This window comes from Bacillus sp. FJAT-50079, assembly GCF_018343515.1.
Lineage (GTDB): Bacteria > Bacillota > Bacilli > Bacillales > Bacillaceae_C > Lederbergia.
Map to the genome: position 1 here is coordinate 202,145 of NZ_JAGYPD010000003.1, position 24,946 is coordinate 227,090.

General features: G+C 38.1%; 23 protein-coding genes and 1 other RNA gene. 19 read left to right on the plus strand and 5 right to left on the minus strand.

The window, feature by feature from the left end; translation table 11 throughout:
- Positions 1-66: 66 nt before the first annotated feature.
- A complete protein-coding gene (locus KHA95_RS08670) occupies positions 67-837 on the minus strand; it encodes a DeoR/GlpR family DNA-binding transcription regulator (RefSeq protein ID WP_213137108.1) in 771 nt (256 codons plus the stop codon).
- A gap of 269 nt (positions 838-1,106) precedes the next feature.
- On the opposite strand from KHA95_RS08670, the gene rpiB reads away from it, so the two are divergent.
- From rpiB to tkt, 4 genes are all read left to right on the plus strand, one after another.
- Positions 1,107-1,589 (plus strand): ribose 5-phosphate isomerase B, encoded by a 483-nt coding sequence (gene rpiB, locus KHA95_RS08675; RefSeq protein ID WP_213137109.1) that lies wholly within the window; start codon positions 1,107-1,109, stop codon positions 1,587-1,589.
- 58 nt (positions 1,590-1,647) lie between these two features.
- On the plus strand, positions 1,648-2,607 hold the full coding sequence (gene glpX / locus KHA95_RS08680) for a class II fructose-bisphosphatase (RefSeq protein ID WP_213137110.1): 960 nt from the start codon (positions 1,648-1,650) through the stop codon (positions 2,605-2,607).
- Positions 2,608-2,633: 26 nt separating this feature from the next.
- Complete coding sequence (gene fsa, locus KHA95_RS08685) at positions 2,634-3,287, plus strand: fructose-6-phosphate aldolase (protein ID WP_213137111.1); 654 nt, start codon at positions 2,634-2,636, stop codon at positions 3,285-3,287.
- Between the two features lie 100 nt (positions 3,288-3,387).
- Entirely contained in the window at positions 3,388-5,406 is a 2,019-nt protein-coding gene (gene tkt / locus KHA95_RS08690) for a transketolase (RefSeq protein WP_213137112.1), read from the plus strand.
- Between the two features lie 87 nt (positions 5,407-5,493).
- On the opposite strand, the gene ssrS is transcribed toward tkt, so the two are convergent.
- Both ssrS and KHA95_RS08700 read right to left on the minus strand, forming a co-directional pair.
- Positions 5,494-5,677: non-coding RNA, 6S RNA (gene ssrS / locus KHA95_RS08695), on the minus strand.
- Between the two features lie 43 nt (positions 5,678-5,720).
- The gene (locus KHA95_RS08700; protein WP_213137516.1) at positions 5,721-5,972 is read right to left on the minus strand and encodes a sporulation protein; all 252 of its coding nucleotides are present in this window, start codon (positions 5,970-5,972) and stop codon (positions 5,721-5,723) included.
- A 339-nt stretch (positions 5,973-6,311) separates the two neighbouring features.
- On the opposite strand from KHA95_RS08700, the gene KHA95_RS08705 reads away from it, so the two are divergent.
- From KHA95_RS08705 to KHA95_RS08750, 10 genes are all read left to right on the plus strand, one after another.
- Complete coding sequence (locus KHA95_RS08705; protein ID WP_213137113.1) at positions 6,312-7,301, plus strand: Gfo/Idh/MocA family protein; 990 nt, start codon at positions 6,312-6,314, stop codon at positions 7,299-7,301.
- 513 nt (positions 7,302-7,814) lie between these two features.
- Entirely contained in the window at positions 7,815-8,504 is a 690-nt protein-coding gene (locus KHA95_RS08710) for a GntR family transcriptional regulator (protein WP_213137114.1), read from the plus strand.
- Positions 8,505-8,615: 111 nt separating this feature from the next.
- Positions 8,616-9,626, plus strand: coding sequence for a zinc-dependent alcohol dehydrogenase (locus tag KHA95_RS08715; protein ID WP_213137517.1), 1,011 nt, complete (start codon positions 8,616-8,618; stop codon positions 9,624-9,626).
- A 15-nt stretch (positions 9,627-9,641) separates the two neighbouring features.
- Positions 9,642-10,400, plus strand: coding sequence for an SDR family oxidoreductase (locus KHA95_RS08720; protein ID WP_213137115.1), 759 nt, complete (start codon positions 9,642-9,644; stop codon positions 10,398-10,400).
- Positions 10,401-10,434: 34 nt separating this feature from the next.
- Positions 10,435-11,265 (plus strand): sugar phosphate isomerase/epimerase family protein, encoded by an 831-nt coding sequence (locus tag KHA95_RS08725; protein ID WP_213137116.1) that lies wholly within the window; start codon positions 10,435-10,437, stop codon positions 11,263-11,265.
- 32 nt (positions 11,266-11,297) lie between these two features.
- Positions 11,298-12,287 (plus strand): 2-hydroxyacid dehydrogenase, encoded by a 990-nt coding sequence (locus tag KHA95_RS08730; protein WP_213137117.1) that lies wholly within the window; start codon positions 11,298-11,300, stop codon positions 12,285-12,287.
- A gap of 41 nt (positions 12,288-12,328) precedes the next feature.
- Complete coding sequence (locus KHA95_RS08735; RefSeq protein WP_213137118.1) at positions 12,329-12,943, plus strand: HD domain-containing protein; 615 nt, start codon at positions 12,329-12,331, stop codon at positions 12,941-12,943.
- Positions 12,944-13,003: 60 nt separating this feature from the next.
- A complete protein-coding gene (locus KHA95_RS08740; protein ID WP_213137119.1) occupies positions 13,004-14,308 on the plus strand; it encodes an ABC transporter substrate-binding protein in 1,305 nt (434 codons plus the stop codon).
- 62 nt (positions 14,309-14,370) lie between these two features.
- On the plus strand, positions 14,371-15,330 hold the full coding sequence (locus KHA95_RS08745; RefSeq protein ID WP_213137120.1) for a carbohydrate ABC transporter permease: 960 nt from the start codon (positions 14,371-14,373) through the stop codon (positions 15,328-15,330).
- Positions 15,331-15,343: 13 nt separating this feature from the next.
- Complete coding sequence (locus tag KHA95_RS08750) at positions 15,344-16,180, plus strand: carbohydrate ABC transporter permease (RefSeq protein WP_213137121.1); 837 nt, start codon at positions 15,344-15,346, stop codon at positions 16,178-16,180.
- Between the two features lie 1,190 nt (positions 16,181-17,370).
- Here KHA95_RS08750 and KHA95_RS08755 read toward each other — a convergent pair.
- Together KHA95_RS08755 and nhaC are read right to left on the minus strand one after the other, a co-directional pair.
- The gene (locus KHA95_RS08755; RefSeq protein ID WP_213137122.1) at positions 17,371-18,240 is read right to left on the minus strand and encodes an MBL fold metallo-hydrolase; all 870 of its coding nucleotides are present in this window, start codon (positions 18,238-18,240) and stop codon (positions 17,371-17,373) included.
- The gene (gene nhaC / locus KHA95_RS08760) at positions 18,237-19,634 is read right to left on the minus strand and encodes a Na+/H+ antiporter NhaC (RefSeq protein ID WP_213137123.1); all 1,398 of its coding nucleotides are present in this window, start codon (positions 19,632-19,634) and stop codon (positions 18,237-18,239) included. Before nhaC ends, KHA95_RS08755 begins: the two co-directional genes overlap by 4 nt.
- Positions 19,635-20,198: 564 nt before the next feature.
- Between nhaC and KHA95_RS08765 the strand changes: the two genes are divergently transcribed.
- From KHA95_RS08765 to KHA95_RS08785, 5 genes are read left to right on the plus strand one after another with little or no spacing between them, the layout of a single operon-like run.
- Positions 20,199-21,182, plus strand: coding sequence for a LacI family DNA-binding transcriptional regulator (locus KHA95_RS08765; RefSeq protein ID WP_213137124.1), 984 nt, complete (start codon positions 20,199-20,201; stop codon positions 21,180-21,182).
- Positions 21,175-22,080: a ribokinase gene (gene rbsK, locus KHA95_RS08770; protein WP_213137125.1), complete on the plus strand. Its 906-nt coding sequence runs from the start codon at positions 21,175-21,177 to the stop codon at positions 22,078-22,080. Before KHA95_RS08765 ends, rbsK begins: the two co-directional genes overlap by 8 nt.
- On the plus strand, positions 22,055-22,450 hold the full coding sequence (rbsD, locus tag KHA95_RS08775) for a D-ribose pyranase (protein WP_213137126.1): 396 nt from the start codon (positions 22,055-22,057) through the stop codon (positions 22,448-22,450). The genes rbsK and rbsD overlap by 26 nt, the downstream gene beginning before the upstream one ends.
- Before the next feature lie 41 nt (positions 22,451-22,491).
- A complete protein-coding gene (locus tag KHA95_RS08780) occupies positions 22,492-24,003 on the plus strand; it encodes a sugar ABC transporter ATP-binding protein (protein WP_213137127.1) in 1,512 nt (503 codons plus the stop codon).
- On the plus strand, positions 23,975-24,937 hold the full coding sequence (locus KHA95_RS08785) for an ABC transporter permease (RefSeq protein WP_481748423.1): 963 nt from the start codon (positions 23,975-23,977) through the stop codon (positions 24,935-24,937). Before KHA95_RS08780 ends, KHA95_RS08785 begins: the two co-directional genes overlap by 29 nt.
- Positions 24,938-24,946 lie beyond the last annotated feature (9 nt).

Sequence of the window (24,946 nt, forward strand, 5' to 3'; positions counted from 1 at the left end):
ACACGAGTATCCTTTTTTGACTCCAGCCTCTGTCGAGGTTGCTAATGTGTTGAAGCTTTTCTTATTTTATATAATTTTAATGTTTTGCTTCGTTAATTCTTTTTTGAAATCTGGATCTAATTCCTTATCAGAAATAATTGTATCCAGTTGGTTGCAAGTTGCAAAGGTTGCGATGGAGCTTGAACCAATTTTTGAATGGTCTAATAATGCTACAATTTTATCTGACTTAGCGGCCATAGCCTTCTTTAATTCTACCTCATAAACATTAAAATCTGTTAGCCCTTCCTCAATCGAAAATCCTCTTGCAGACGTAAACATCGTGTCAATGTTAATCTTATTTAACACATTTGTTCCAAGTAATCCTTCAAGCGCCATTGATCCCATTCTCGCCATGCCGCCAACTAAAATGACATTAACACCAGGGTTTTCCTTCAATTCAATTGCTGCAGATATCCCATTTGTTACAACCGTAATATTTAAAGTAGATTCTCTTATTAGTCTAGCTAAAGAGAGGGCGGTAGTGCTAGCATCGAGCAAAATACAATCCTTTTGATTAATCAGATCGATTGCCTTTTGGGCAATGATATTTTTGGAATCAGGGTTTTTCTTTTCCCGCTCAGAAAAGCTTACCTTAGGAGAAGATAAATCTTCATTTAACACAGCACCGCCATGAGTTCGGGTCAACAGACCTTCTTCCTCTAACAAATTTAGATCTGTTCGTAATGTCGCCTCGGAAACGTTTACATTCCTTGCTAAGTCCTTAACGGTTACTCGCTTTTTTTCGTCTAATATATTTAATATTAATTGTCTTCTTTCAGTAGCAAATAATTTATTCATGTTTCTCCCTCATTTACCTCACAATTTGAATGAAAATAAAAATAATACAAAAGTAAATAGTAAATATCCTAAGCATTTTTATAGCTCAATTTTAATCAATATCAATATAGAAGGCAAGGGATTTGCGTATTATAAGAATAATAATTTATTTTCAACCTAAACGAAAATAAGTGAAAGTAAACATTGATAAAAGAAAGACAATGCGTTATGATAAAAATATAGATTCGATGATAATAACTTTATGAGGACAAACGAAAGGGGATTCGAAAATGAAAGTTGGTATTGGATGCGATCACATTGCTTTTGATTTAAAAGAATTAGTAAAAACCTTCGTGGAGGAGTTAGGCCATGAAATAGAGGACTATGGCTGTTATTCAAAGGATGCAATTGATTATCCCGATGTTGCATTTAAAGTTGCCGAAGGTGTAAGCAACGGTGAAGTAACACGGGGGATTTTAATATGTGGTACCGGAATTGGCATGTGTATTGCCGCTAATAAATATCCTGGCATCCGTGCTGCCCTCACCCATGATGTATATTCAGCGGAAAGGGCACAATTAAGTAATGACGCTCAAATTATTACAATCGGAGCACAAGTTCTTGGACCAGAGGCAACGAAAAAAGTTGTTTCGGCTTACTTAAATTCTCATTGGGCTGGTGGTTCTCAGCTTAAAGTCGATAAGATTGTTGAAAAAGAAAAAGAATTTTTCACAGAAATTAGTAAAGAAATCGCAATAAATTCCTGCAGTTAATTGAATAGAACTCTTTGGCGTAAAAAGCTAATTAGATTTGAAAAAGGAGTGGTCTCCAATGAATCAATTAATCTATGATTTTTTACGAGTAACAGAATCAGCGGCAATTGCTTCACTGCCCTGGGTTGGAACTGGTAACAAAAGAGAAGCTGATCAAGCAGCGACGAATTCCATGAGAGCGACGCTAAACCAAATTGAAATGGATGGTATCGTCGTCATTGGTGAAGGTGAAATTGATGAAGCACCGATGCTATATATTGGCGAAAGGGTAGGAACAGGGAAAGGGAAACAGGTTGATATAGCTGTTGATCCGATAGATGGAACAACTTCCACCTCCAAAGGTCAAAATGATGCAATTGCTGTTATTGCTGCTGCTCCAAAAGGCACGTTGCTCCACGCACCAGATATGTATATGGAAAAAATCGCAACGGGTCCAAAGGCTGCTGGAAAAATAAATATTCATGCACCTCTTGAAGAAAACCTGTATGCGGTTGCAAAGGCTTCCGGAAAAAAAGTAGATGAATTAACGGTCATTATCCAAGATCGGGAAAGACATCAGAACTGGATCGATACAGTAAGAGCACTAGGGGCAAAAACGTATATATTTGAAGATGGAGATGTGATTCCAGCGATTTCTACTTGTATTGAATCAATGCAGATTGATTTGTTTTTAGGAATTGGAGGCGCTCCTGAAGGTGTATTGGCAGCAGTTGGAATTAAAAGCTTAGGCGGAGAAATGCAGGCGAAACTTCTACCAAGAACGGATGGAGAACTTGAAAGATGTAAAAGCATGGGGATTGAAGATGTAAACAAGGCATTGACCCATGATCAGCTAGTGAAGACGAACGATTGTGCATTTGTTGCGACAGGTATTACAAGTAATATGTTGCTAAATGGAATTAAACGAGAACAAAACAAAATAATTACACATTCGATTATGATCAATGGAAATGACAAACATTTTCGATGTACGGAAACGGTGCATTTGATAAATGAGACATTATTGACGGCGCTCTAATAATCTGGAGAGGAATGGGTATAAATATGAAGTTTTTTCTTGATACAGCAAATATTGAAGAAATCAAAAGAGTAAATGCCCTTGGGTTAGTGGACGGAGTAACGACCAATCCGACAATCATTGCCAAGGAGGGCCGCGATTTTGAAGATGTGATTAAAGAGATTTGTAGCGTAGTAGAAGGTCCAGTTAGTGCGGAGGTAATTGGGTTAACGACTGAAGAAATGGTAGAAGAAGCTCGCGTTATTGCTACATGGGCTTCAAATGTTGTTGTTAAAATTCCTATGACAGAGGCCGGATTAGCTGCAGTTAATATCCTTTCAAAAGAAGGAATTAAAACCAATGTTACGTTAATTTTCACTGTTGCTCAAGGTCTAATGGCGGCTAAGGCAGGTGCTACATTTGTTAGTCCATTCGTCGGAAGACTCGACGATATTGGGATGGAAGGACTTGAACTAATAGCACGCTTAAAGCAAACGTTAGAGAATTATGGATTTGAAACTGAAATTATTACAGCTAGTGTTCGTGGCTTAAAGCATTTAGAAGAAGCCTCACAGTATGGTGCCGACATTGCAACCATTCCAGGATCTCTTTTTCCAAAACTATGGAGCCATCCATTAACTGATAAAGGAATCGAACAATTTTTGGAAGACTGGAAGAAGGTACCGGTTGTGAATAAATAACTTGGTAGATAAGTGGATCGTAAGCATGCTTGTGGTGTGATTTTGAATGGCATAAAACTACCCAAAAGCATTGCGGAAATCACTTTAAGGAGGAAATAAAATGGCAAGTACAGTTTCTATACCTGTTGACCAATTGTCCGTAAACGCCATTCGCACACTATCCATTGATATGATTGAAAAAGCTAACTCTGGTCACCCGGGTCTTCCAATGGGAGCTGCCCCAATGGCCTACGTACTTTGGACAGATTTTATGAAGCATAACCCCAAAAATTCAAACTGGTTTGATCGCGATCGTTTTATTTTGTCAGCAGGTCACGGATCAGCACTTTTATATAGTCTTTTACATCTTTCTGGATACAATGTTACGATTGATGACCTGAAAAACTTCCGACAATTTGGCTCTAAAACACCGGGTCATCCAGAGGTTCAACATACAGATGGTGTTGAAGCAACGACGGGTCCTTTAGGTCAAGGGATTGCCATGTCAGTTGGAATGGCGATGGCGGAGCGCTTTTTAGCAGCAAAATATAACAAGGAAAATCTATCATTAATCGATCATTATACGTACGCACTTGTTGGCGATGGAGATCTCATGGAAGGAATCTCTCATGAGGCTGCATCATTAGCAGGTCATTTAAAACTTGGCAAATTAGTGGTTTTATACGATTCAAATGATATTTCCTTAGATGGTGATTTAAATCGTTCCTATTCTGATAATACAGCAGAACGATTTAAAGCGTATGGCTGGCAAGTTTTACGAGTGGAGGATGGCAATGATTTAGCCGAGATTCGAAAAGCCATTCAGCAAGGGAAAGAAAATACAACCCAACCTACATTAATTGAAGTTAAAACAGTTATTGGGTACGGTTCACCAAACAAAGCAGGATCTTCTGATGCTCATGGTGCCCCATTAGGTAAGGATGAAATTCAGTTAGTGAAACAATTTTATCAATGGGATTACGAGGATTTTCTTGTTCCTGACGAAGTATATGCCGATTTTACTAAGAAAATCCTTGAACCAGGAAAAGTAGCGGAAGTTGGCTGGAATGAATTATTTGGAGCCTACAAAGAACAATTCCCTAAGGAAGCGATTGAGCTGGAAAAAGCGATCAAAGGTGATCTTCCTGATGATTGGGAGCAAAGTCTTCCAGAATTTACACCAGGAGTTGATACAGTTGCAACGCGTGATTCTTCCGGAAAAGTGTTGAATGAGATTGCTAAGGAGGTTCCCTATTTTATCGGTGGAAGCGCAGACTTAGCGGGATCGAATAAAACAACAATCTCTGGTGATGCCGATTTTACCCCATTAAATTTTGCCGGAAGAAATATTTGGTTCGGTGTTCGAGAATTCGCTATGGGAGCAGCGTTAAATGGAATGGCTCTTCATGGTGGAGTGAAAGTGTATGGAGGCACCTTCTTCGTATTTAGTGATTATTTAAAACCAGCCATTCGTTTATCGGCATTAATGAATACACCTGTCACTTATGTATTAACGCATGACTCGATTGCAGTTGGAGAGGATGGTCCAACACATGAACCGATTGAACAGCTTGCGGGGTTACGTTCAATTCCTAATCTTTCAGTCATTCGTCCTGCCGATGGCAATGAAGTACAAGCTGCGTGGCGGTTATCGGTAGAAAGTAAAGATCAACCAACAGCGCTCGTATTAACGAGACAAAGCTTACCTACATTAGAAGGAACAAAAGAAAATGCTTATGAAGGTGTGAAATCTGGTGCCTATATTATAAGTAAAGGTGAAAAAGAAGTACCCGATGCACTGCTTCTTGCAACCGGTTCTGAAGTACAGCTTGCTGTCCGTGCCCAAGCAGTATTAAAGGAAAAAGGCATTGACGTGAATGTCGTCAGCATGCCATCTTGGGATCGCTTTGAAAATCAGGATACTGAATACAAAGCTAATGTTTTACCTGAAAGTGTGGAAGCACGTGTCGCAATTGAAATGGCTTCTTCACTCGGTTGGCATAAATATGTTGGGAATAAAGGAAGCGTCTTATCGATTGATACATTTGGTGCGTCTGGAAATGGCGACACACTCATTGAAGAGTACGGATTTACAGTCGAAAATGTTGTGAAACAAGTGGAAGAATTGGTGAAGGCATAAAAATAACGGAAGTCAGCAGATGATTGCTGGCTTCTTTTAAATAAAAAGACCAATCTCGCGAAAGATTGGTCTTGGTAAATGAAATAATTAAGTGCCACATATGCCGTATTCTTTATAAAAAGTTTTAAACACCACTTCTCAAAGTGGGTGTTTGCAGAAACGTTCCTGTCGTCCTCTACATAGAAGGCCTGACATTCCAGTCTCAATGTAAAACTCCCTATACTAAAGTTAGAGTTAAAACTTAATTGTCATACGTACATCGCAGCTTGTATCTTTATAATAAGACAATCCCGTCGAAAAATCAATGGGAAAAATCACCTAACGAGAAGTTCATACACTTCGCTTAACTCATTTACGCGATCATCGTTTTGCACCTGCTTAGCGTATTCAAGTTCTTTCTTAAGAACAGTATCTAAATAAGTAATCTCATCCTCATTTAAATCCAATACGAACTTTCCCTCGCTGTCATAATTATGATTTTCAAGCTTCTTGTAAATTTGTTTGCATCGTTCGTCCTCTATATAGTTGGCTAATGATTCACGTAAATAGCTTAATGTTTGATCGATTTTGACTCACCTTCTTTATTTGTTTTTTGTATTTTTTTCATTAAAGTTCTTGATTATACGGCATGGGGCGAAGTCACGCAATTAACCCTGAAATTGACGCAATTATGGAGAAATATACGCAATTAACCCCGAAATTAGCGCAATTATGGGGAAATATAAGCAATTAACACTCAAAGTTGTGCAATCCATTCCCAAACGGGTGCAAATTCAATATATATGGAAACCTTAGCCAGATGAAAGGGCCCCTTTTTGGAAGAAATATAAAAAAATAAAGAATCATATGGTATTATTTCTAGTAGAGTTCAGCAAAGGATGTAAAAGTATAAAGAGGTGATTAAGATGAGTTTATCGACTGTTCGTTGGGGAATTATTGGCTGTGGTGATGTGACAGAAGTAAAAAGTGGCCCGGCGTTTAGCAAGATAGCCAATTCTGAGCTAGTAGCGGTTATGCGCAGAAATGGGGAGCTTGCCCGTGATTATGCAGAGCGCCATCATGTACCTAAATGGTACGATGATGCGGACAAGCTGATTCATGATCCAGAGGTAAATGCGATTTACATTGCGACACCGCCTGCTTTTCATAAAGAGTACGCAATCAAGGCGGCAGCTGCGGGAAAGCCTATTTATGTGGAAAAACCGATGGCGTTAAATTATGAAGAGTGTGTTGAAATGATAAAGGCGTGTGCTGATCGTAATGTACCACTTTATGTGGCGTATTATCGCAGGGCTTTGCCAAAGTTTTTAAAAGTGAAAGAAATTATTGAGAGTGGGATATTAGGCGATATTCGATTTGCTATGACGACGCATTATCGTTCTGCTGGCGATAAGGAAGTGGATACGCAAAGCCCCTCATGGAGGGTGCAGCCTGACCTTGCCGGTGGTGGTCTGTTTTTTGATGTAGCAAGTCACACGATTGATATTTTTGATTTTTTGCTTGGTCCGGTCAAGGAAGTGAAAGGGTTTGCTTCAAATCAGCATGGAGCATATCAAGCGGAAGATATTGTGACTGCTACATACATTTTTGAATCAGGTGTACATGGCACAGGTACATGGTGTTTTTCCGCGTCTGAGGAATATGAAATGAATGAAATTATCGGGAGTAATGGAAAAGTGACGTTTTCTACCTTTGGGGAGGAACCTGTTCGATTGATTTCATCCCAAGGCGAGGAGCAATGGTCTTTTGAAAATCCGATTCATATTCAACAACCTTTTATTGAAACGGTCGTTAGCGATTTACTCGGTACGGGGAAATGTTCATGCACTGGAAAAATAGGTGCCCGAACGAATTGGTTCATGGATGAATTGGTGAAGGAGTACTATAAAAAATAGTAAAGGCACGCCGCCTTTCCAATACAAACGTTTTTCTCTAGCGTATATCAATTTTGAAAAATCGACGATAGTATGTGCTAAAAGTCGATTGGTCGCGAATTGTTTAGAGTAATGTTTGTACTAGGTTGGGCGGTGTTTATTTTTATGTACGTTCTTCTAGTTTAGAATAGCCTTCAATTTGTTTGGAATGCGAAATATAATCAGCAAATCCTTTTTCATCCGTAAGTTTGGTCATGCCATGTTTATTTTTTATTGACGATAGGGATTTATTCAGTCTTCCCGAAATTATTACATTTATCTATGCGCTTTTACCCTCAGCTTTATTTCATGAGGAGTGGTAGATTGTTTGATTTGCCTTATTTAATTGCTGTCAGATGAGAGTGAATAATATGAACGATAAAAATATTCTAAAAAGTAGTTGACAACTAGGCGACTTGTCGACTAGTATTAGTATCAATAAAGCTGAATGCGTTTTCAACATCGATAAATGACGTTAGAAAAGGTGAATAAATGATGAAGTTTCCTGAAAAATGGCTCCGAGGGGATTCTTTAGGAGAGCGAATCACTAGTGAATTAAGGCTGGAAATTATTAGTGGGCATATTCCAAGAGATACAGTATTGACGGAAAATCAAATCTCTGCCCAATTTGGAACAAGTCGCTCCCCGGTTAGGGAGGCATTTAAAACATTGGCCACTGAAGGACTTGTTGACCTGCAAAGAATGGGGGCAGTCGTTCTTGGCTTAACAAAACAGGATATCGATGAACTATACGATGTTCGATTTTTACTTGAGAATTTTGCTTTGCAACGAATTGCGGACAACTTTGACGAAAAGAAAGCGTTGAAGTTTTATAGAATTCTAGACATGATGGAATTATTGTCTAATCATGATGATCACTTAGAATTTTCTTATTATGATTTGCTTTTCCATGAAAGCATTATTTTAGAAACAAATCATAAACGAATTTCACATTTTTGGAATAATATTCGCCATATCGTTTTATGTTTACTGATCGTTGCGACTGAAAAGCGTTTTTTAGAAGATAAAATTGAAGTGAAAAACTTAATAGAGGCACATCGTTCCATTATTCAGGCCCTTCTATCAAAGGATAAGGATATGATTCATAACTTGGTGGAGCAGCATTTCGAAGATACGAAACAAACGGTTGGGGAAGCTTATTTACCTCATATTTATAAAGTATAAAAATCCGTGCTTTGAAATAGGTTTCGGAGCACGTCATTCCATTTTTATGTTGTCGACAAGTAGACAACATCTACAATCACTGTAATAAAGGAGGGAATGCTAGTGTTATTAATGAAGGCTGGACAATATCTTGCTGAAAAAAATATTAGTATTAACGAAATACAAAAGCCGACCGTTCAATCGGGTGAAGCATTAATAAAAGTTTTATGTGCTGGTTTATGCGGGACGGATATGATGATTTATTTTGGTAAACATCCGAGAGCGAAGGCGCCGTTAGCGATGGGGCATGAATTTAGCGGAGTCATTGAGGAGATAAGTGGAGACTCTCTCTTTAAAATAGGTGATCGAGTAGTTGTTGAACCGACCATTAGCTGTGGTAATTGTTCGGCATGTATTTCCGGTCAAAATCATGTATGTGAGTCTTTGCAACTAATTGGAATTGATATGGATGGTGGATTTGCGGAATATGTAGTAGTTCCGATCGATCGATTACATAAAACACCAGATCATCTTTCAGACTCCATTGCATCTTTAGCTGAACCAGTAGCCGTAGCGGTTCATACAGTCCGAAAATCCAAGTTAAAGATTGGGCAAGATATCGCGATCTTAGGTGCTGGGCCGATCGGACTCTTAATTGGCTTAATAGCAAAATTAAATGGGGCGAATACCATTTTTATCTCAGATATTAGCCCTTATCGTTTAAAAGTTGCAAAAGAACTCGGCTTCCATGTGCTTGATGCAAATCGAATAAGTATTACGGAAGAAATATTAAATCGAACGAACGAAAGAGGGGTTGATGTAGTTTTCGAAGTAGCTGGCACGCAAACAACGGCAGAGCAAATGATCGATATTATAAAAACACAAGGAGAAATCGTGGTAGTTAGTGTATTCAAGCAGCCTCCTACATTGAATCTAGCGAAGATGCATTATCGGGAAATTTCACTCACTACAACACGTTGTTATAGCAGTGACGACTTTAAAACAGCGATTGATTTATTGGCACAAGGAAATCTACACGTATCGCCGATTATCTCCCATGAACTATCGTTAGATGAAATTAATAAAGGATTTTTACTAATGGAAAATCCAGAAACGTCACTAAAAGTGTTAATCAAACCATAAGTGAGGAGTGGTTTTGTGTTACAGGCATTTTCATTGGAAGGAAAGGTAGCTGCGGTCACTGGTGCGACGAGGGGAATTGGCCGTTCGATCGCAATTGCATTAGCCGAAGCCGGTGCAGACATTGCTTTATTACAAAGGGATCAGGAGCGGCAAAATGTAAAGCAGGAAATCGAGAAACTGGGGAGAAGATGTGAAATCATCTTGTGTGATTTGGAAAATGAAACACAGGTAAAGGAAGCGATTCCTACAGTCGTTGCGAAGTTTGGAACAATCGATATATTAGTCAATAATGCTGGGATTCAGCGACGTTCACCTGCTGTCGACTTTTCAGAGGCAGATTGGGATGAGGTGATAAATGTTAACTTGAAAACAGTCTGGCTTCTCTGTCAGCAGGCAGGAAAATTTATGGTGCCTAATAAAAAAGGAAAAATAATTAATTTAGCTTCTTTGCTTTCATATCAAGGAGGTTTTACTGTTCCGGCTTATGCGGCAGCAAAAGGGGGAGTGGCGCAATTAACAAAAGCACTTTCTAATGAATGGGCGCAGCATAACGTAAACGTAAATGCGATTGTTCCCGGCTATATTGCGACAGATATGAATGAAGCACTGATCAAAGATGAAACGAGAAATCGGCAAATACTTGAAAGGATTCCGGCAGGGAGATGGGGACAGGCAGATGACTTTAAGGGTGCAGTCGTTTACTTGGCATCGGATGCTTCAAATTATGTGAACGGACATTTACTTGCAGTAGATGGAGGGTGGCTAGGTAGATAAGAAATGCAATCTTCATAATAGGGAGGAAGAATTAATGGTGATTAAGTTCGGATGTCACGGGTATACATGGCAAATGTCTTATGAAACGCAATCGGATAATTTGCTGCATATTTTGGACGTAATTCAAAAAGGAGGGTTCAAAGGATTAGACACACAGGTCGTTATGTTGGGATCGTTCTATCATGAGCCACTGAGGTTAAAAGAAGAGTTAGAAAAACGAGGGCTAGAGCTCGCAGCCCTAACATTGTCTCTGCATTGGCGTCATCCGATTGAAACAGAAGCAGAGCGTAATGACGCCGATTATTTCATTAATTATTTGAAACACTTTCCGAATGCTTTAATGAATATCGTTCCGCTGCCTGAAGATAACCGGGATTGTTTAGAGGAACGCCAACAAAATATTTTAAAATGTGTAAATGCTATCGGTCAAAGAGCATACGATCAAGGCGTTGTCGCATCCTTTCATCCGAATTCATCACCAGGCTCAGTGTTTCAAAATGAAGAAGATTATCAAGTAATGTTTGCTGGTCTGGATACACGAGTGATTGGTTATACACCTGATGCGGGGCATATCGCTAAAGGCGGAATGGATGTGTATAAAATATTTGAGGAAAATCGGGCGCTTATTAAACACATTCATTTTAAAGATATGCTTCCTAACAAAGAATGGACAGCAATGGGAAATGGAATGATTGATTTTCCAAAAATTGTTCAGATGCTTCATGAGACAGATTATGATGGCTGGATTATGGTGGAAGAAGAATCGGCCGAGGCGGTGAAGGACCCAGATGGTGCGATGGTTGAAAATAGTAAATATGTAGAAAAACAATTAAAGTCGATTTGCCATAATTCTATTCAATTATGAGGAAAAATATTGTCCATAGGAGGGAGAAGACGATGAAAAAATATAAAGTTGTAATAACTGGGAAAACGTGGCCGAAAGCATATGAAAAATTACTTGAAGAGTGTGAAGTGAAGATTTGGGAAGGGCCGAATGTAATCCCCCGGGAACAATTACTTGAATGGGTTGCTGACGCTGAAGGTCTGCTAAGTATGGGGCATATTCAAGTGGATGAACAATTGTTAGAAGCAGCTCCAAAGCTGCGGGTAATTGCTCAATCTGGAGTAGGATATGACAATGTCGATGTAAAAGCTTGTACAAAAAAAGGCATCCCATTTAGTAACACACCAGGCGTACTTGTGGAAGCGACAGCAGATTTAACGTTTGGCCTTCTTTTAACCGCAACTCGTCGTATCCATGAAGGCTGGGAGTTAGTAAAAACAAATCAATGGAAAGAAGTATATGGAATTGATTTATATGGAAAAACGCTTGGAATTGTTGGTCTCGGAGATATTGGAAGCGCTGTCTCGAGGAGGGCGAAGGCATGCGGGATGAACATTATTTACCATAACCGTTCGCGACGAGAAGGAGATGAACAATTAGGTGCTACATATGTTTCCTTTGATGAATTATTAAAGCAATCCGATTGTATTGTCTGCCTTGTGCCTCTATCTAATCAAAGTAGGGGGATGTTTGGGAAGGAAGAGTTTAAGAAAATGAAATCAACGGCCTACTTCATAAATGCATCGCGTGGACCAAATGTTGATCAAGAGGCACTTTATGAAGCACTAAAAGCAGGTGAAATTGCTTATGCAGCTTTAGATGTAACCGATCCTGAACCGCTCCCAGGAGATCATCCTTTGATAAACTTGCCCAATATTCTGATTACACCGCATATCGGAAGTGCTACCTATGAGACGCGTGAGCGCATGGCCCTATTAGCGGCTGAGAATTTGTTAGCAGGACTTTCTAGGCGAGAACTGCCAACTTGTGTCAACTCTGAGGTTAATTTTCGAAATAGTCAGGATCTAACGGGTGTAAACTAATCGATTTTATTCAAATAACAATTTAAAAGGAGAGAGTAAACATGGAAATGCTTAACATTGATATTAATGTTCCACAAGAAATTAAGGATGGGGTCGTTACATCTTTGCCTCCAATCAATGATATTCAAAATCCAGAACTTCGTGAAAAGGTGATTGAAGCATGGGCATTGGCACTAGCATTAAATGGATATGAGCGCATTGAGCAGATTCCTGGCTCTGGGATGCCTGGAGCACCAATAAAAGGGGATCAAACACGCCATATATTAGGAGTAACTTATATAGCGATGGCAATGAAAGAGGCATTGGAAAAAGTATTTAATGAACCGCTTGGTGTTGATAGTGATATGCTTTTGGCCGCTGCCCTTTGTCATGATGTAGGCAAGCCGTATGAATACAACCCTGAGAATGTTGAAAGATGGAAGAACGATCCAAGAGTAAGTGGCAGTCCAGCTTTAAGGCATCCTACTTATGGTGCATATATCGCTATGGTTGTAGGGCTTCCGGAAGAAATCGTTCATGTTTGCGGCTATCATTCTCCAGAAGGTCGTTTTGTTCGACGCAGCTTAAGTGGCACTATTGTCCATTATGCAGATGATTCCTTTTGGTTTATTTTAGAGAATGCCCTTAATTGGGATGGGCAAATACCTAGGTTGTAAAAAGCAATTAGCCTAAAATGATGTAATTTTTTTATCAAACATTTTCCGGAGGGATAAAAGATGGCCAAAAAAATCATTGTATTGATCATTTCCTCATTACTTATATTCGCACTTGCTGCATGTGGAAGTGGAGGCAAGGAAGCGAACGGAGATAACAAAGGAAATGGTTCGGATGGAAGTCAGGTAGAATTGCGAATGGCTTGGTGGGGTGGGCAAGAACGAAATGATATGATCAATGAATTGCTTGATGCATTTGAGGAAGCTCACCCAAACATAATTGTTGCACGTGAGTTTGGAAACGAAACACAGTTTGTAGAAAAAGTGATCACACAATCGGCGGGTGGGAATACACCTGATGTATTTCAGGCAAGCAGTTTCTATCTAGATGATTTTATTGAAAGAAAAATGTATAAGGAACTAGATGAGTTAGTTGCATCTGGAGATATTAATTTGGATGATTTTGAAGAGGTTGATGTTGAGGCTGGGAAGAAAAAAGGTCATCAATATTTGATCGCGTGGGGACATATTGTTACAGGTGTTTTTTATAACGCGGACTTATTTACAAAAGCAGGTGTAACATTTCCAGAAAACAACTGGTCGTGGGAAGAATATGAAAAAACAGCGTTAGAGATTCAAGAACATCTTGGTGATGACGCATGGGCAACAGAGGATGAAGGTGGCGCATATCGAGGTCTGGAGTTGTTTGCACTTCAAAGAGGAAAAAGCTTATTTACAGAAGATGGGCTTGGGATTGATAAACAAGATTTAATTGATTGGTATACTCTTTGGGATAACTTGCGTAAAGCTGGAGCGATTCCACCAGCCGCAATCCAAACAGAACAAGGTGGGAAATCTCAAGAACAGTCCTTATTGGCACAAGGAAAAGTATCGATGATTAGTACAAGCTCTAACCAATTAAAAACGTATCAAGGAAGCACTGAGAATGAACTAAATATTGTAAGCTATCCATGGATTGAAAATGCTCAAAAAGACGTACCATTAATCATTTCGGGAATTGGAATGTCTGCACATACGAAGCATCCAAAGGAAGCAGCTACTTTAATTAATTGGCTCGTTAATGATCCGGGAGCAGCGGCCATATTTAAAGGAGAGCATGGCCAACCGCCTTCGAAGAAAATGCAAGAGGTTATTAAGGATGAGCTTTCCGAATCCCAACATAAAGAATATGAATATATAGATGAAATGCTGCCAATGCTCACTTCTTACCCGGTATTACCAACAGGTAGCACATCTGTTCAGAAACTTATAATGGCCGAAAACGAAGCGATTGCTTTTGGGCAAAAATCAATTGAAAAAGCTGTTGACGATTTCTTTACTCAAGCAGAACAAATATTAAAAAGATAAAAAGAGATTAAGGGACTTGGACTTAATGTTCAAGTTCCTACTCTAATAGGAGGTTCGATCATATGCGGAAATCCGAAGCATTATATGGTAAGCAAAAAGTGATCGATGTAGGAAAAAGAGAAACGAAAATAAGGCAATCGCTTACGAGTAAATACCCATCTCTTACGGGATATTTATTTCTTGCACCATGGTTTATTGGGATTCTCGTTTTCAGTGCTGTACCAATGATCAGTTCGTTGTACTTGTCGTTTACAAATTATGGATTTATAAATAAGCCCGATTGGGTAGGGTTGAATAATTATATTAATCTTTTTAAAAATGACCATCAATTTTTGCAAACGTTAAAAGTTACCTTTTTCTATGTATTTATGTCTGTGCCACTTCAGTTAACCTTTTCACTCTTCGTCGCGCTGCTCTTAAATAAAGGCATTCGCGGTCTTGGTATTTATCGGTCGGTCTATTATATTCCGTCCCTTATTGGCGGCAGCGTTGCGATTGCGATTTTGTGGCAACAGGTTTTTGGCGATCAAGGAATCGTAAACCAATTTCTTGCCCTTTTCGGCTTCGATTTTCCGAGTTGGGTAGGTAGCCCTGAATATGCTGTTTATACGATTGTCTTTCTGAAAATTTGGCAATTTGGTGCACCTATGGTCATTTTTTTGGCGGGTCTAAAAAGTATTCCACGAGAGCTTTACGAGGCTTGTTCCATCGATGGTGCTGGAAGAGTAAGAAAGTTCTTTACTGTTACATTACCAATGTTATCTCCTATTATATTATTCAATACTGTTATGCAGATCATCGAAAGTTTTCAAGCATTTACTCCTGCTTATATTATTAGTGATGGAACGGGTGGACCAGTCAATTCTTTATTGTTCTACACTTTATATATTTATCAAACGGCATTTGGTAATTTCCAAATGGGTTATGCGTCCGCAATGGCTTGGATTTTATTAGTGATTATTGCTATTTTCACGGGTCTTAGCTTCCTTATATCAAAAAAATGGGTTCATTACGGAGAATAGAGGTGAATCGCACATGTTATCACTAAACAGTAGAAAGTTTCTATTTCATTTTTTCATCATTGCTGGAGCCATTTTAATGTTGTATCCGGTTTTTTGGATGATTAGTAGTTCGTTTAAACCGACAGAGCTTATTTTTAAAGAGGCGGGGCTTTGGCCGAAGGATTTCACACTTGCTCATTATGTGAAAGGCTGGGCTGGTGTAGCTCGAACAACATTTACAACGTTCTATTTAAATACATTTATTATGGTTGGATTAGCAATCATTGGAAATCTAATTTCATGTACATTGGTTGGATATGCGTTTGCTAGATTAGAATTTCGATTTAAGAAAACATTATTTGCATGTATGCTCTTGACGCTGATGATCCCACATCATGTCATTGTTATTCCTCAATATATTATTTTTAACGAACTGGAATGGATTGACACGTTATTACCGATCGTCGTACCTAAGTTTTTTGCAGTTGATGCATTTTTCATCTTTTTGATCGTCCAGTTTATTCGAGCTTTGCCGAGGGATTTGGATGAAGCAGCAAGAGTGGATGGGTGTGGTCCTTTTCAAACATTTTGGCGAATTATTTTACCGCTTACACAACCGGCTCTTGTAACGGTAACATTATTTACTTTTATGTGGACGTGGAATGATTTCTTTAGTCAATTATTGTATTTAAACAGTGCGAAAAATTTCACGGTTACTCTGGCTTTACGAATGTTTATTGATGCTGAAGGAGAATCTGGTCTAGGTTCACTATTTGCAATGTCTACGTTATCTATTATTCCTATTTTCCTTGTGTTTGTCTTTTTCCAAAAGTACTTAGTAGAAGGGATAGCGACTTCAGGATTGAAATAGGTTAGAGGGAGAATAGATAAAAATGGCAGTGGAGCATCCGGGCATAAATCATATAAATGCGGATGATGTGTACTAGATGCAATCCGAAGAAGTGCATATTGGTGAAGCAATATTTTTAGAGGCTGGAGAGCAGCAAGTTAATCTTCTATATGGCAGATAACAATTGAGGTGCACTTGGACAAGGGTTCATCGATTTGGATACGATTTATTATGTCCTTATACGTTGGCTACAATCAAGATGGAAAGTTTGTTACGCCAGAGACATTGGGACCGGGTGGAGATCCATATCCAGCGATGAATGCTTTGCCAGATAGGGAAAAATGATTTAGTTTCCCAAACGGCGGCTTATGTTAGGGAGTGGGAAGAAGTAATTTTAGCATAAACGCCTACACCATTTGCAATATATTAATAGGTAAGGGCTGTTCTAGAAGTCAAAGTTTATTAACTTCTAGAGCAGCCCCTTTTATGCTTAGGTTGTTGACCATTTCCTCTTGGTAGCATATTTACGTCATTATAGTAAATCGAACCTCGTCCGAATGCCCTTCATCGGCAAAAGATCCTCAATAAGGTAAATCGAACCTCGTCCGATTGCCCTTTATCGGATAAAGATCCTCAATAGGGTAAATCGACTCCCGCCCGAATGCCCTTCATCGGCAAAAGATCCTCAATAAGGTAAATCGAACCTCTCCCGATTGCCCTTTATCGGATAAAGATCCTCAATAAGGTAAATCGAACCTCGTCCGAATGCCCTTTATCGGATAAAGATCCTCAATAAGGTAAATCGAACCTCGTCCGAATGCCCTTTATCGGATAAAGATCCTCAATAGGGTAAATCGAAGTCCGTCCGAATGCCCTTCATCGGCAAAAGATCCTTAATAGGGTAAATCGACTCCCGTCCGAATGCCCTTCATCAGCAAAAGATCCTCAATAAGGTAAATCGAACCTCTCCCGAATGCCCTTTATCGGATAAAGATCCTCAATAAGGTAAATCGAACCTCGTCCGAATGCCCTTTATCGGATAAAGATCCTTAATAAGGTAAATCGAACCTCTTCCGAATGCTCTTCATCGGCAAAAAATCCCAACTAAGGTAAATCGGGTGCCGATGTTTACCACAATTCCATTTTTCTTATATAATATTCTCTTTTAGACAGTCTTACGCTAATTTATGTGCACTGAGCACTTGCATATTTCACGACAGCTTCAATTCCATCTGATCCTCAGCAATATAGAAACCTCTAGACTCAATCATATTTCTCACCCGATCATTCTCATGAATTGCTGGGTTTGAGTGATTAATATGAATGAAATAAATCTCTTTCTGTTCTGTTAAGTCTTGTAGTCTATCCATTGTTTCCGTCATATGCGGGTGGGGGATTTCCCGGAAATCTCGACCTATATGTTCAAGCTCTTTCTCGGAATAAAATGTGCCATCGAGCAAGCAAATATCCACTTGAGAGCAAATGTCGTGCAGCTCGTGATCCCACTGATCCCAACGATCAATATCTGGAACGTATAGTAGCTTCTTTTTCGGTCCTTCGATTAAAAAAGCGAAGGTCTCGGAAAATTCATTTCGATGTGGAACTTCAATAAATGTAACTCTCACCTGTGGATCAATTTGAACGGAATCTCCGTCTATCCTCTCTTGCACATCAATATTACGAAGTGCTGTTAATTGGCTCCATGGTGCTTGTTCCTCTAATAGCCGCTTCATTTTTTCACCTGCCAAAACAGGTACATCACTCGCTCCGACTGCTTCCCGACCTAAAAATAATAAGCCAGGATAATGGCCTAGATGCGCATGGGTTAAAAAGATGCTTTCCATTAATTTTGAATGCATTTCATATTTCATTTGTACTCTTGCCATCTGTTCTTTTAAATCAGGCGTTGCATCAATCAAATGCCATGCTTTCTTTTCGGGCAGAATGATAGCTAGTGAGGCGGCTAAGCGCCGAAAACGAGAATCATTCAATGCCCGTGTACAATTTTCACAAAAACAATTAGGGTGCGGCACTCCGGCATCTTGTGCGGTTCCTAACACATTGATTATTACCTCACTCATGCTGCGATATCTCCTTTATCATATTTCTTTTTTGTGATGGTCCAACCAGTGAAACCAAAAATAATGTTGATAAGTGGAACGAGAAATACAAAGAAGCTATATGGAATGAATTCACCTGGACTTACACCGAGAATCCCAACTGCAAAGACAACAGGAACACTCCAAGGAACAAGGTTAATTCCGACTGTACCGGCAGCCTCTACACTTCGCGATAAGTTCTTTGTATCGATTCCCATATCTTTATATTTTTTCGTAAAGGTTCGAGCTGGTAAAATAATCGCTAAAAATTGCGCACCGCTCGCAAAAGCAACAACGAATGTGGATAGGATCGTTGAGCTAATAAGCATCCCAGTAGAGCGCACTTTCTCCATTATTTTTCCAGTCAACACATTAAAGGCTCCAGTTTCTTCTAAAATTCCTCCGAACGCTGTGGCGATGATCAACAACGCAACGGTTCCTAGCATCGACATAAGGCCACCCTGATTAAGTAAGGAATCGACGGCTTCGATTTCGGTCGTAACTGAAAAACCATTCGTCATCACTTTCACAATTTCTGTCACAGATATTCCTTGAAAAATAACTGCAAGCAAGCCGCCAAGTAAGCTGACTCCGATTAAGGCTGGAATGGCAGGGGCGCGTTTAATCATCAAATAAATAGTAAGAAGCGGCATAAGCAATAATAGCGGATGAATAGTAAATGCGCCTTGTAAGGCATGAGTAATAATATCTATATTTTCCGTACTTACCGTGCTGTTCGTTGCTCCAAAAAGTCCGGCCACCCAATACATAAGGATAGCGATCGCAAATGCGGGGATAGTGTCCCAGAGCATATGCTTAATATGACTAAATAAATCTGTATCGGCCATCACAGGTGCGATATTCGTTGTATCGGACACTGGCGAAAGCTTATCGCCAAAATAGGCGCCTGAAATGACTGCCCCAGCAACGAGCCCTGGGGAAAAGCCAAGTCCTTCTCCAATCACCATAAAGGCAAGCCCGATTGTGGCAATCGATATAAAGGAACTTCCTAGGGTAATAGAAACAATTCCTGTTACAAGGGCAACGAGTGGAACGAACAAAGATGGTTTCATGATCGATAGTCCATAATAAATGATGGTAGGGATCACCCCACTTGCGATCCATGTACCTACGATGATGCCAATAATAAGGAGAATAAACACGGCTGGTAATGCCCTTGCAACTCCATTCACCATCATTTTTTCTACTTCATGCCAACTCCAACCGCGTGCAATGGCAACAATGGCTCCTGCCAAAACGCCGATCAGTAATGGGATATGCATGCCTGCTTTCCATATAAATATCGAAGCGGTCGCGGAACCGATTAAAGCAAGCATCGGTATGAGCGCTAGCCAGATTGAAAGTTCCTTTTTCATGAATCATCTACTCTCCTCACTTGGTGTGAAAAATTAAATAGTATTATCCCGAAAAGAGAGGGATTAATCGTTTCATATTTAACTTTTTGTCGCATTGGTGCTTTAACGCTCAAACGCATTTATGTGGAATAGTATAGCATAAATTCTAGTACTAGCACAGACGGAATTTAGAATGGTAATTTTGTAATATCGTGTATTTGAAAGTAAAAAAATTCCATAAGGAATCGCTATTTTAATAGCAGTTACTTCTTTTTTTCTATTGGATAACAACTGTCCCAATCTACTGTTTTACTCCAATCCGGAAATGGCAAACAAATAATTATTATTCAAGGATAAATTTATTCTTGTAATTATAAAAATGTTATGTTATATTAAAAACATGGAATCGGTTACACATAGAATCCATAATGTGGAATCGGTTACACAAAAACACCAAAAGAAGGTATGTCTAATGGTTACCATGAGAGATGCAGCAAACTTGGGTAAAGTGTCAGTAATAAATGTTTCAATTTATATCAACAATGTGGAATCGGTTACATAAAAAGTGTCAAAAGAGGTCTGTCTATGGTTACAATGAAAGATGTGGCAAACATGGCTAATGTATCTGTTGCAACTGTTTCAAGATATATTAATAATAGCGGATATGTTAGTGAGGATGCTCGAATAAAAGTTCAAAAAGCAATTGAGAAATTGAAATATTCACCAAATGAGGTTGCTCGTTCATTATATCAGAAGCAATCCAAATTTATTGGGTTACTTCTACCTGATATTACGAATCCCTTTTTCACCTTATTGGCTAAAGGAGCCGAAGATAGATTAAATGAATCGGATTATGCGTTAATATTATGTAATGTTCAAGATGATTTTCAAAAAGCTAAGGAGTACACAAATATATTCCAGAGAAATAATGTAGCTGGTATTATTTCTGCTATTGAGTTTCACGATGAATTAATTATAAATATCCCTTTTGTTGCAATAGATAGAATAACAGGGAAAGAGGAATATGTTGTTTATTCTGATGATTATCAAGGTGGAGTTTTAGCAGCTGAAGCAATTACTAAAAGAAATGCTAAAGAAATATTAATTTTATCTGGACCGAGTCATTTAATTAAATCCAAAGAGCGCCTTCAAGGAATGTTAAGCGTTTTAAATGAATGCAATGTCAAGTATCACCTTTACGAAGTGCCATCTTATCGTTTAAAGGATGTCGATTCTTTTTTAAATAGTATTTTTATTGAATATCCAAATATTGATTCGATCATTGCTTCTAACGACTTGCATGCATTAGCTACATTAAAGAAAGCAGCGGAATCTGGAATACGTATCCCAGAAGAAGTTCAAATTATTGGTTATGATGATATTGAGTTTTCAGAACTCTCATTCCCTGGTTTGTCTACTATCTCACAACCAATATATGAAATGGGTAAGGTAGGAGCCGATTTGTTATTAAAGTTAGTTAATAATAAAAGAATAGAAAAAAAGAAAATTAAATTACCAGTTAAGTTTATTGAAAGAGACACGCTAAGAAAGGAGGGGGGAAATGAATAAAGTTACAGTTGTCGGAAGTATTTCAACTGATTTTGTTGTAACTACTCTTTTTAGACCAAAAGTTGGTGAAACTGTTGCTGGAGAACAGTTTAATACAAGTTTTGGAGGAAAAGGTGCAAATCAGGCGGTAGCTGCTGCACGATTAGGTGCACAAGTTAACATGATTGGAGCAGTAGGTACCGATGTTTTTGGTGATAAATTAATAGAGAACTTAATAAAAAATAATATTAATGTTGGCAATGTGGAACGGGTTACAGGTATTGAATCTGGCTCTGCACATATAACAATAAGCAACAATGATAATTCCATTGTATATATTGCAGGTGCCAATGATGAGCTAAGTAGTGATGCAATAGAAAAGGCAATGGATGTGATTAGAAACTCGGATATTATTCTCGTACAGAATGAAACTTCTAAAGAAATTGTGGAAAAAGTTATTAATATAGCTTATGAATTGAAAATACCACTCATTTATAACCCAGCACCTGCAAGGGCTGTGGATCAGGAGATGCTTGAAAAAGTAACTTATATTACACCTAATGAAAGTGAATTTAAGATGTTATTTCCTGGTTTGACTTTAGAAGAAGGGGTCAAAAAATATTCAAATAAATTAATTATTACTCTTGGTTCAAGAGGAGTAGTATTTAATAATTCCAATGAAACCGTTCACGTACCTGCTTGTCAGGTTAAACCAATTGATACAACAGGTGCGGGAGATACGTTTAATGGTGCACTTGCTTACGCTTTAGCAAATAAAATGTCTCTAGAGGACAGTTTGAAATTTAGTAATCTAGCAGCTGCTCTTTCTATACAAAAATTTGGTGCGCAAGGTGGTATGCCAACATTGGAAGAGATGAAGGGAAATCATAATTATGAAGTTAAATGGAATATTGAATAGTGATATATCCAAAGTATTATCAGATTTGGGTCATACGGATTGGATTGTTATAGGGGATGCAGGCTTACCTGTGCCAGAAGATGTTAAAAAAATTGATTTATCATTAAAAATAGGTATCCCTTCTTTTGTAGAGGTTTTGCAAGAAATAGTATTGGACATGGAAGTAGAATCAGTAATTGTTGCCGAAGAAATAAAAAAGGAAAATACTGAACAACTAAAAAACATAGAAAAAATTATTGGAAATAAACCTATTCATTTTGTTTCTCATGCAGAATTTAAAATTAAAACTAGATTTGCTAAAACGATTATTAGAACCGGTGAAGCAACACCGTTTTCTAATATCATCTTACAAGCTGGTGTGATTTTTTAAAAGTAGTTGTGGAAAATATTGAATATGAAAGGAGTACGCACGTGAGAATATCGATGCTTGATATCGAAAAATCATTTGGGAACAATAAAGTATTAGATAAAGCTAGGATAGATATTGTTCCTGGTGAAGTCCATGCATTTATGGGAGAAAATGGCGCTGGAAAGTCTACATTGATGAATATTTTAACGGGTGTTCATAAAAAAGATGCTGGTAAAATTCTTATCAACGATGTTGAAACCGAATTCAGCAATCCGAAGGAAGCAGAAAAAAACGGGATATCTTTCATATATCAAGAACTTAATGTTTTGCCAGATATGACGATCGAAGAAAATTTATTTTTGAATAAAGAAATTACAAAGAAATTCGGCTTTGTTGATAAGAAAGCAATGCGAGAAAAGTCAAAAGAAGTTTTAAAATCTCTAGGTGTTAATATTGATCCAAACACGGTAATGTCGAATTTATCAGTTGGAGAACAGCAGATGGTTGAGATATGTAAAGCGCTCATGACTAACGCAAAAGTGATTATTATGGATGAGCCTACATCAGCACTAACTGATGCAGAGACAAGACGTTTGTTTGAAGTTATAAGTAATCTTCGTGCTAACAAAGTTTCGATTATATATATTTCTCATAGAATGGAAGAAATCTTTGAGATTTCAAATAGAATTACTGTTCAGAGAGATGGTCAATATATTGGAACAAAAAACACGACAGATACTACTGAAGATGAATTAGTTAAGATGATGATTGGACGAGAGTTGAAAGAAAGATACCCTTTAAGAAACAATGAAATTGGTGAAGTATTATTTGAAGTTAGTAATCTATCAGTTGAAAATGTTATTAATAATATTTCCTTTACAGTTCGAGCAGGAGAGATTTTAGGGTTTAGTGGCCTGATGGGATCTGGAAGATCAGAAATAATGTACGCTTTATTTGGTGATGTAGCGAAGTCGAGTGGAGTTATAAAAATTAATGGTAAAGAAGTAAATATTAAATCACCTAAAGATGCAATGGATCATGGTATAGGCTTTATCACAGAAGATAGAAAAAACGAAGGCTTACTGTTAAATAAAAGTATAAAAGAGAATATTACTTTGTCCAACTTTAATAGCTTATCTAGTAATGGATTTATAAAATCTGAAATGGAAAAACAGGCAGCCGAAAACTCTAATAAAATGTTTAATGTTAAAACTCAGAGTATTAATACTGAAACTGGAAATTTAAGTGGTGGGAATCAGCAAAAAGTTGTTATTGCAAAATGGGTCTTAACCGATCCTAAAGTATTAATTTTAGATGAACCAACACGAGGAGTGGATGTCGGAGCTAAAAAGGAAATCTATAATATCATTAATGATCTTTCTAAAAAAGGTATCGCAATTATTATTGTTTCATCAGATTTACCAGAAGTAATCGGGATGAGTGATAGAATTGCGGTAATGCACGAAGGTAAATTACAAGGAATATTGGATAAAGAAGACGCTACTCAGGAGAATATAATGACATTAGCAACAGGCGGTGATATTTATGGAAATGATAAAAAAGACATCAAGTAATCTGCAAAAATATGGTGTAGTAATAGCGTTTATAGTTTTAATTGTATTTTTATCTACTGCAAGTTCACAATTCTTTACTACAGATAATATGTGGACTTTATTGCGACAAGCGTCAGTTAATGGGTTAATAGCCTTTGGTATGACTTTAGTAATTTTAACAGCTGGAATTGATCTATCAGTGGGATCGACATTAGCACTTAGTGGAGCATTATTTGCTGGCATGGTAGTTAATCTACATGTTCCTATTCCAATTGCTATAGTTATAGCTTTAATTTTTGGATTAGTATTAGGGTTAGTCTCAGGCTTTTTAGTAGGTAAGGCAAAATTGCAGCCGTTCATTGCAACTTTAGTAACGCTAACTGTTTATCGTGGAATCACCTTAATTTATACCGAAGGAAGACCAATATCTAATATTACAAGTGATGAGTACGCTATGTCTGGTGTATTAGAATTCATCGGTAGAGGCAGTATTCTAGGTATTCCAGTTCCAGTTATTATTTTGTTTATTGCTTTTGTAATATTTTATATTTTGCTAAATAAGACCGTTATGGGAAGAAGAATCTATGCTGTTGGTTCAAATGAAAAGACTGCTCGATTATCGGGTATAAATACTGTCAAAGTAAAAATCTTTGTTTATGCGGTTTCAGGTGTTATGTCAGCATTAGCTGCTTTGATTTTAGTTTCAAGGTTAAATTCGGCACAACCGACATTAGGGATTGGATATGAATTAGATGCTATTGCTGCCGTGGCTATTGGTGGTACTAGTATGGAAGGAGGAAGAGGAACAATTACAGGGACACTGTTAGGTGTATTAATAATAGCAGTGTTAAGTAATGGTATGAATATATTAGGTATCTCATCGTATTTCCAAGATGTGGTGAAAGGTATTGTAATTTTAGTAGCAGTATTATCTGACAGAAAAGCATCTAAATAAGGGAGAGAA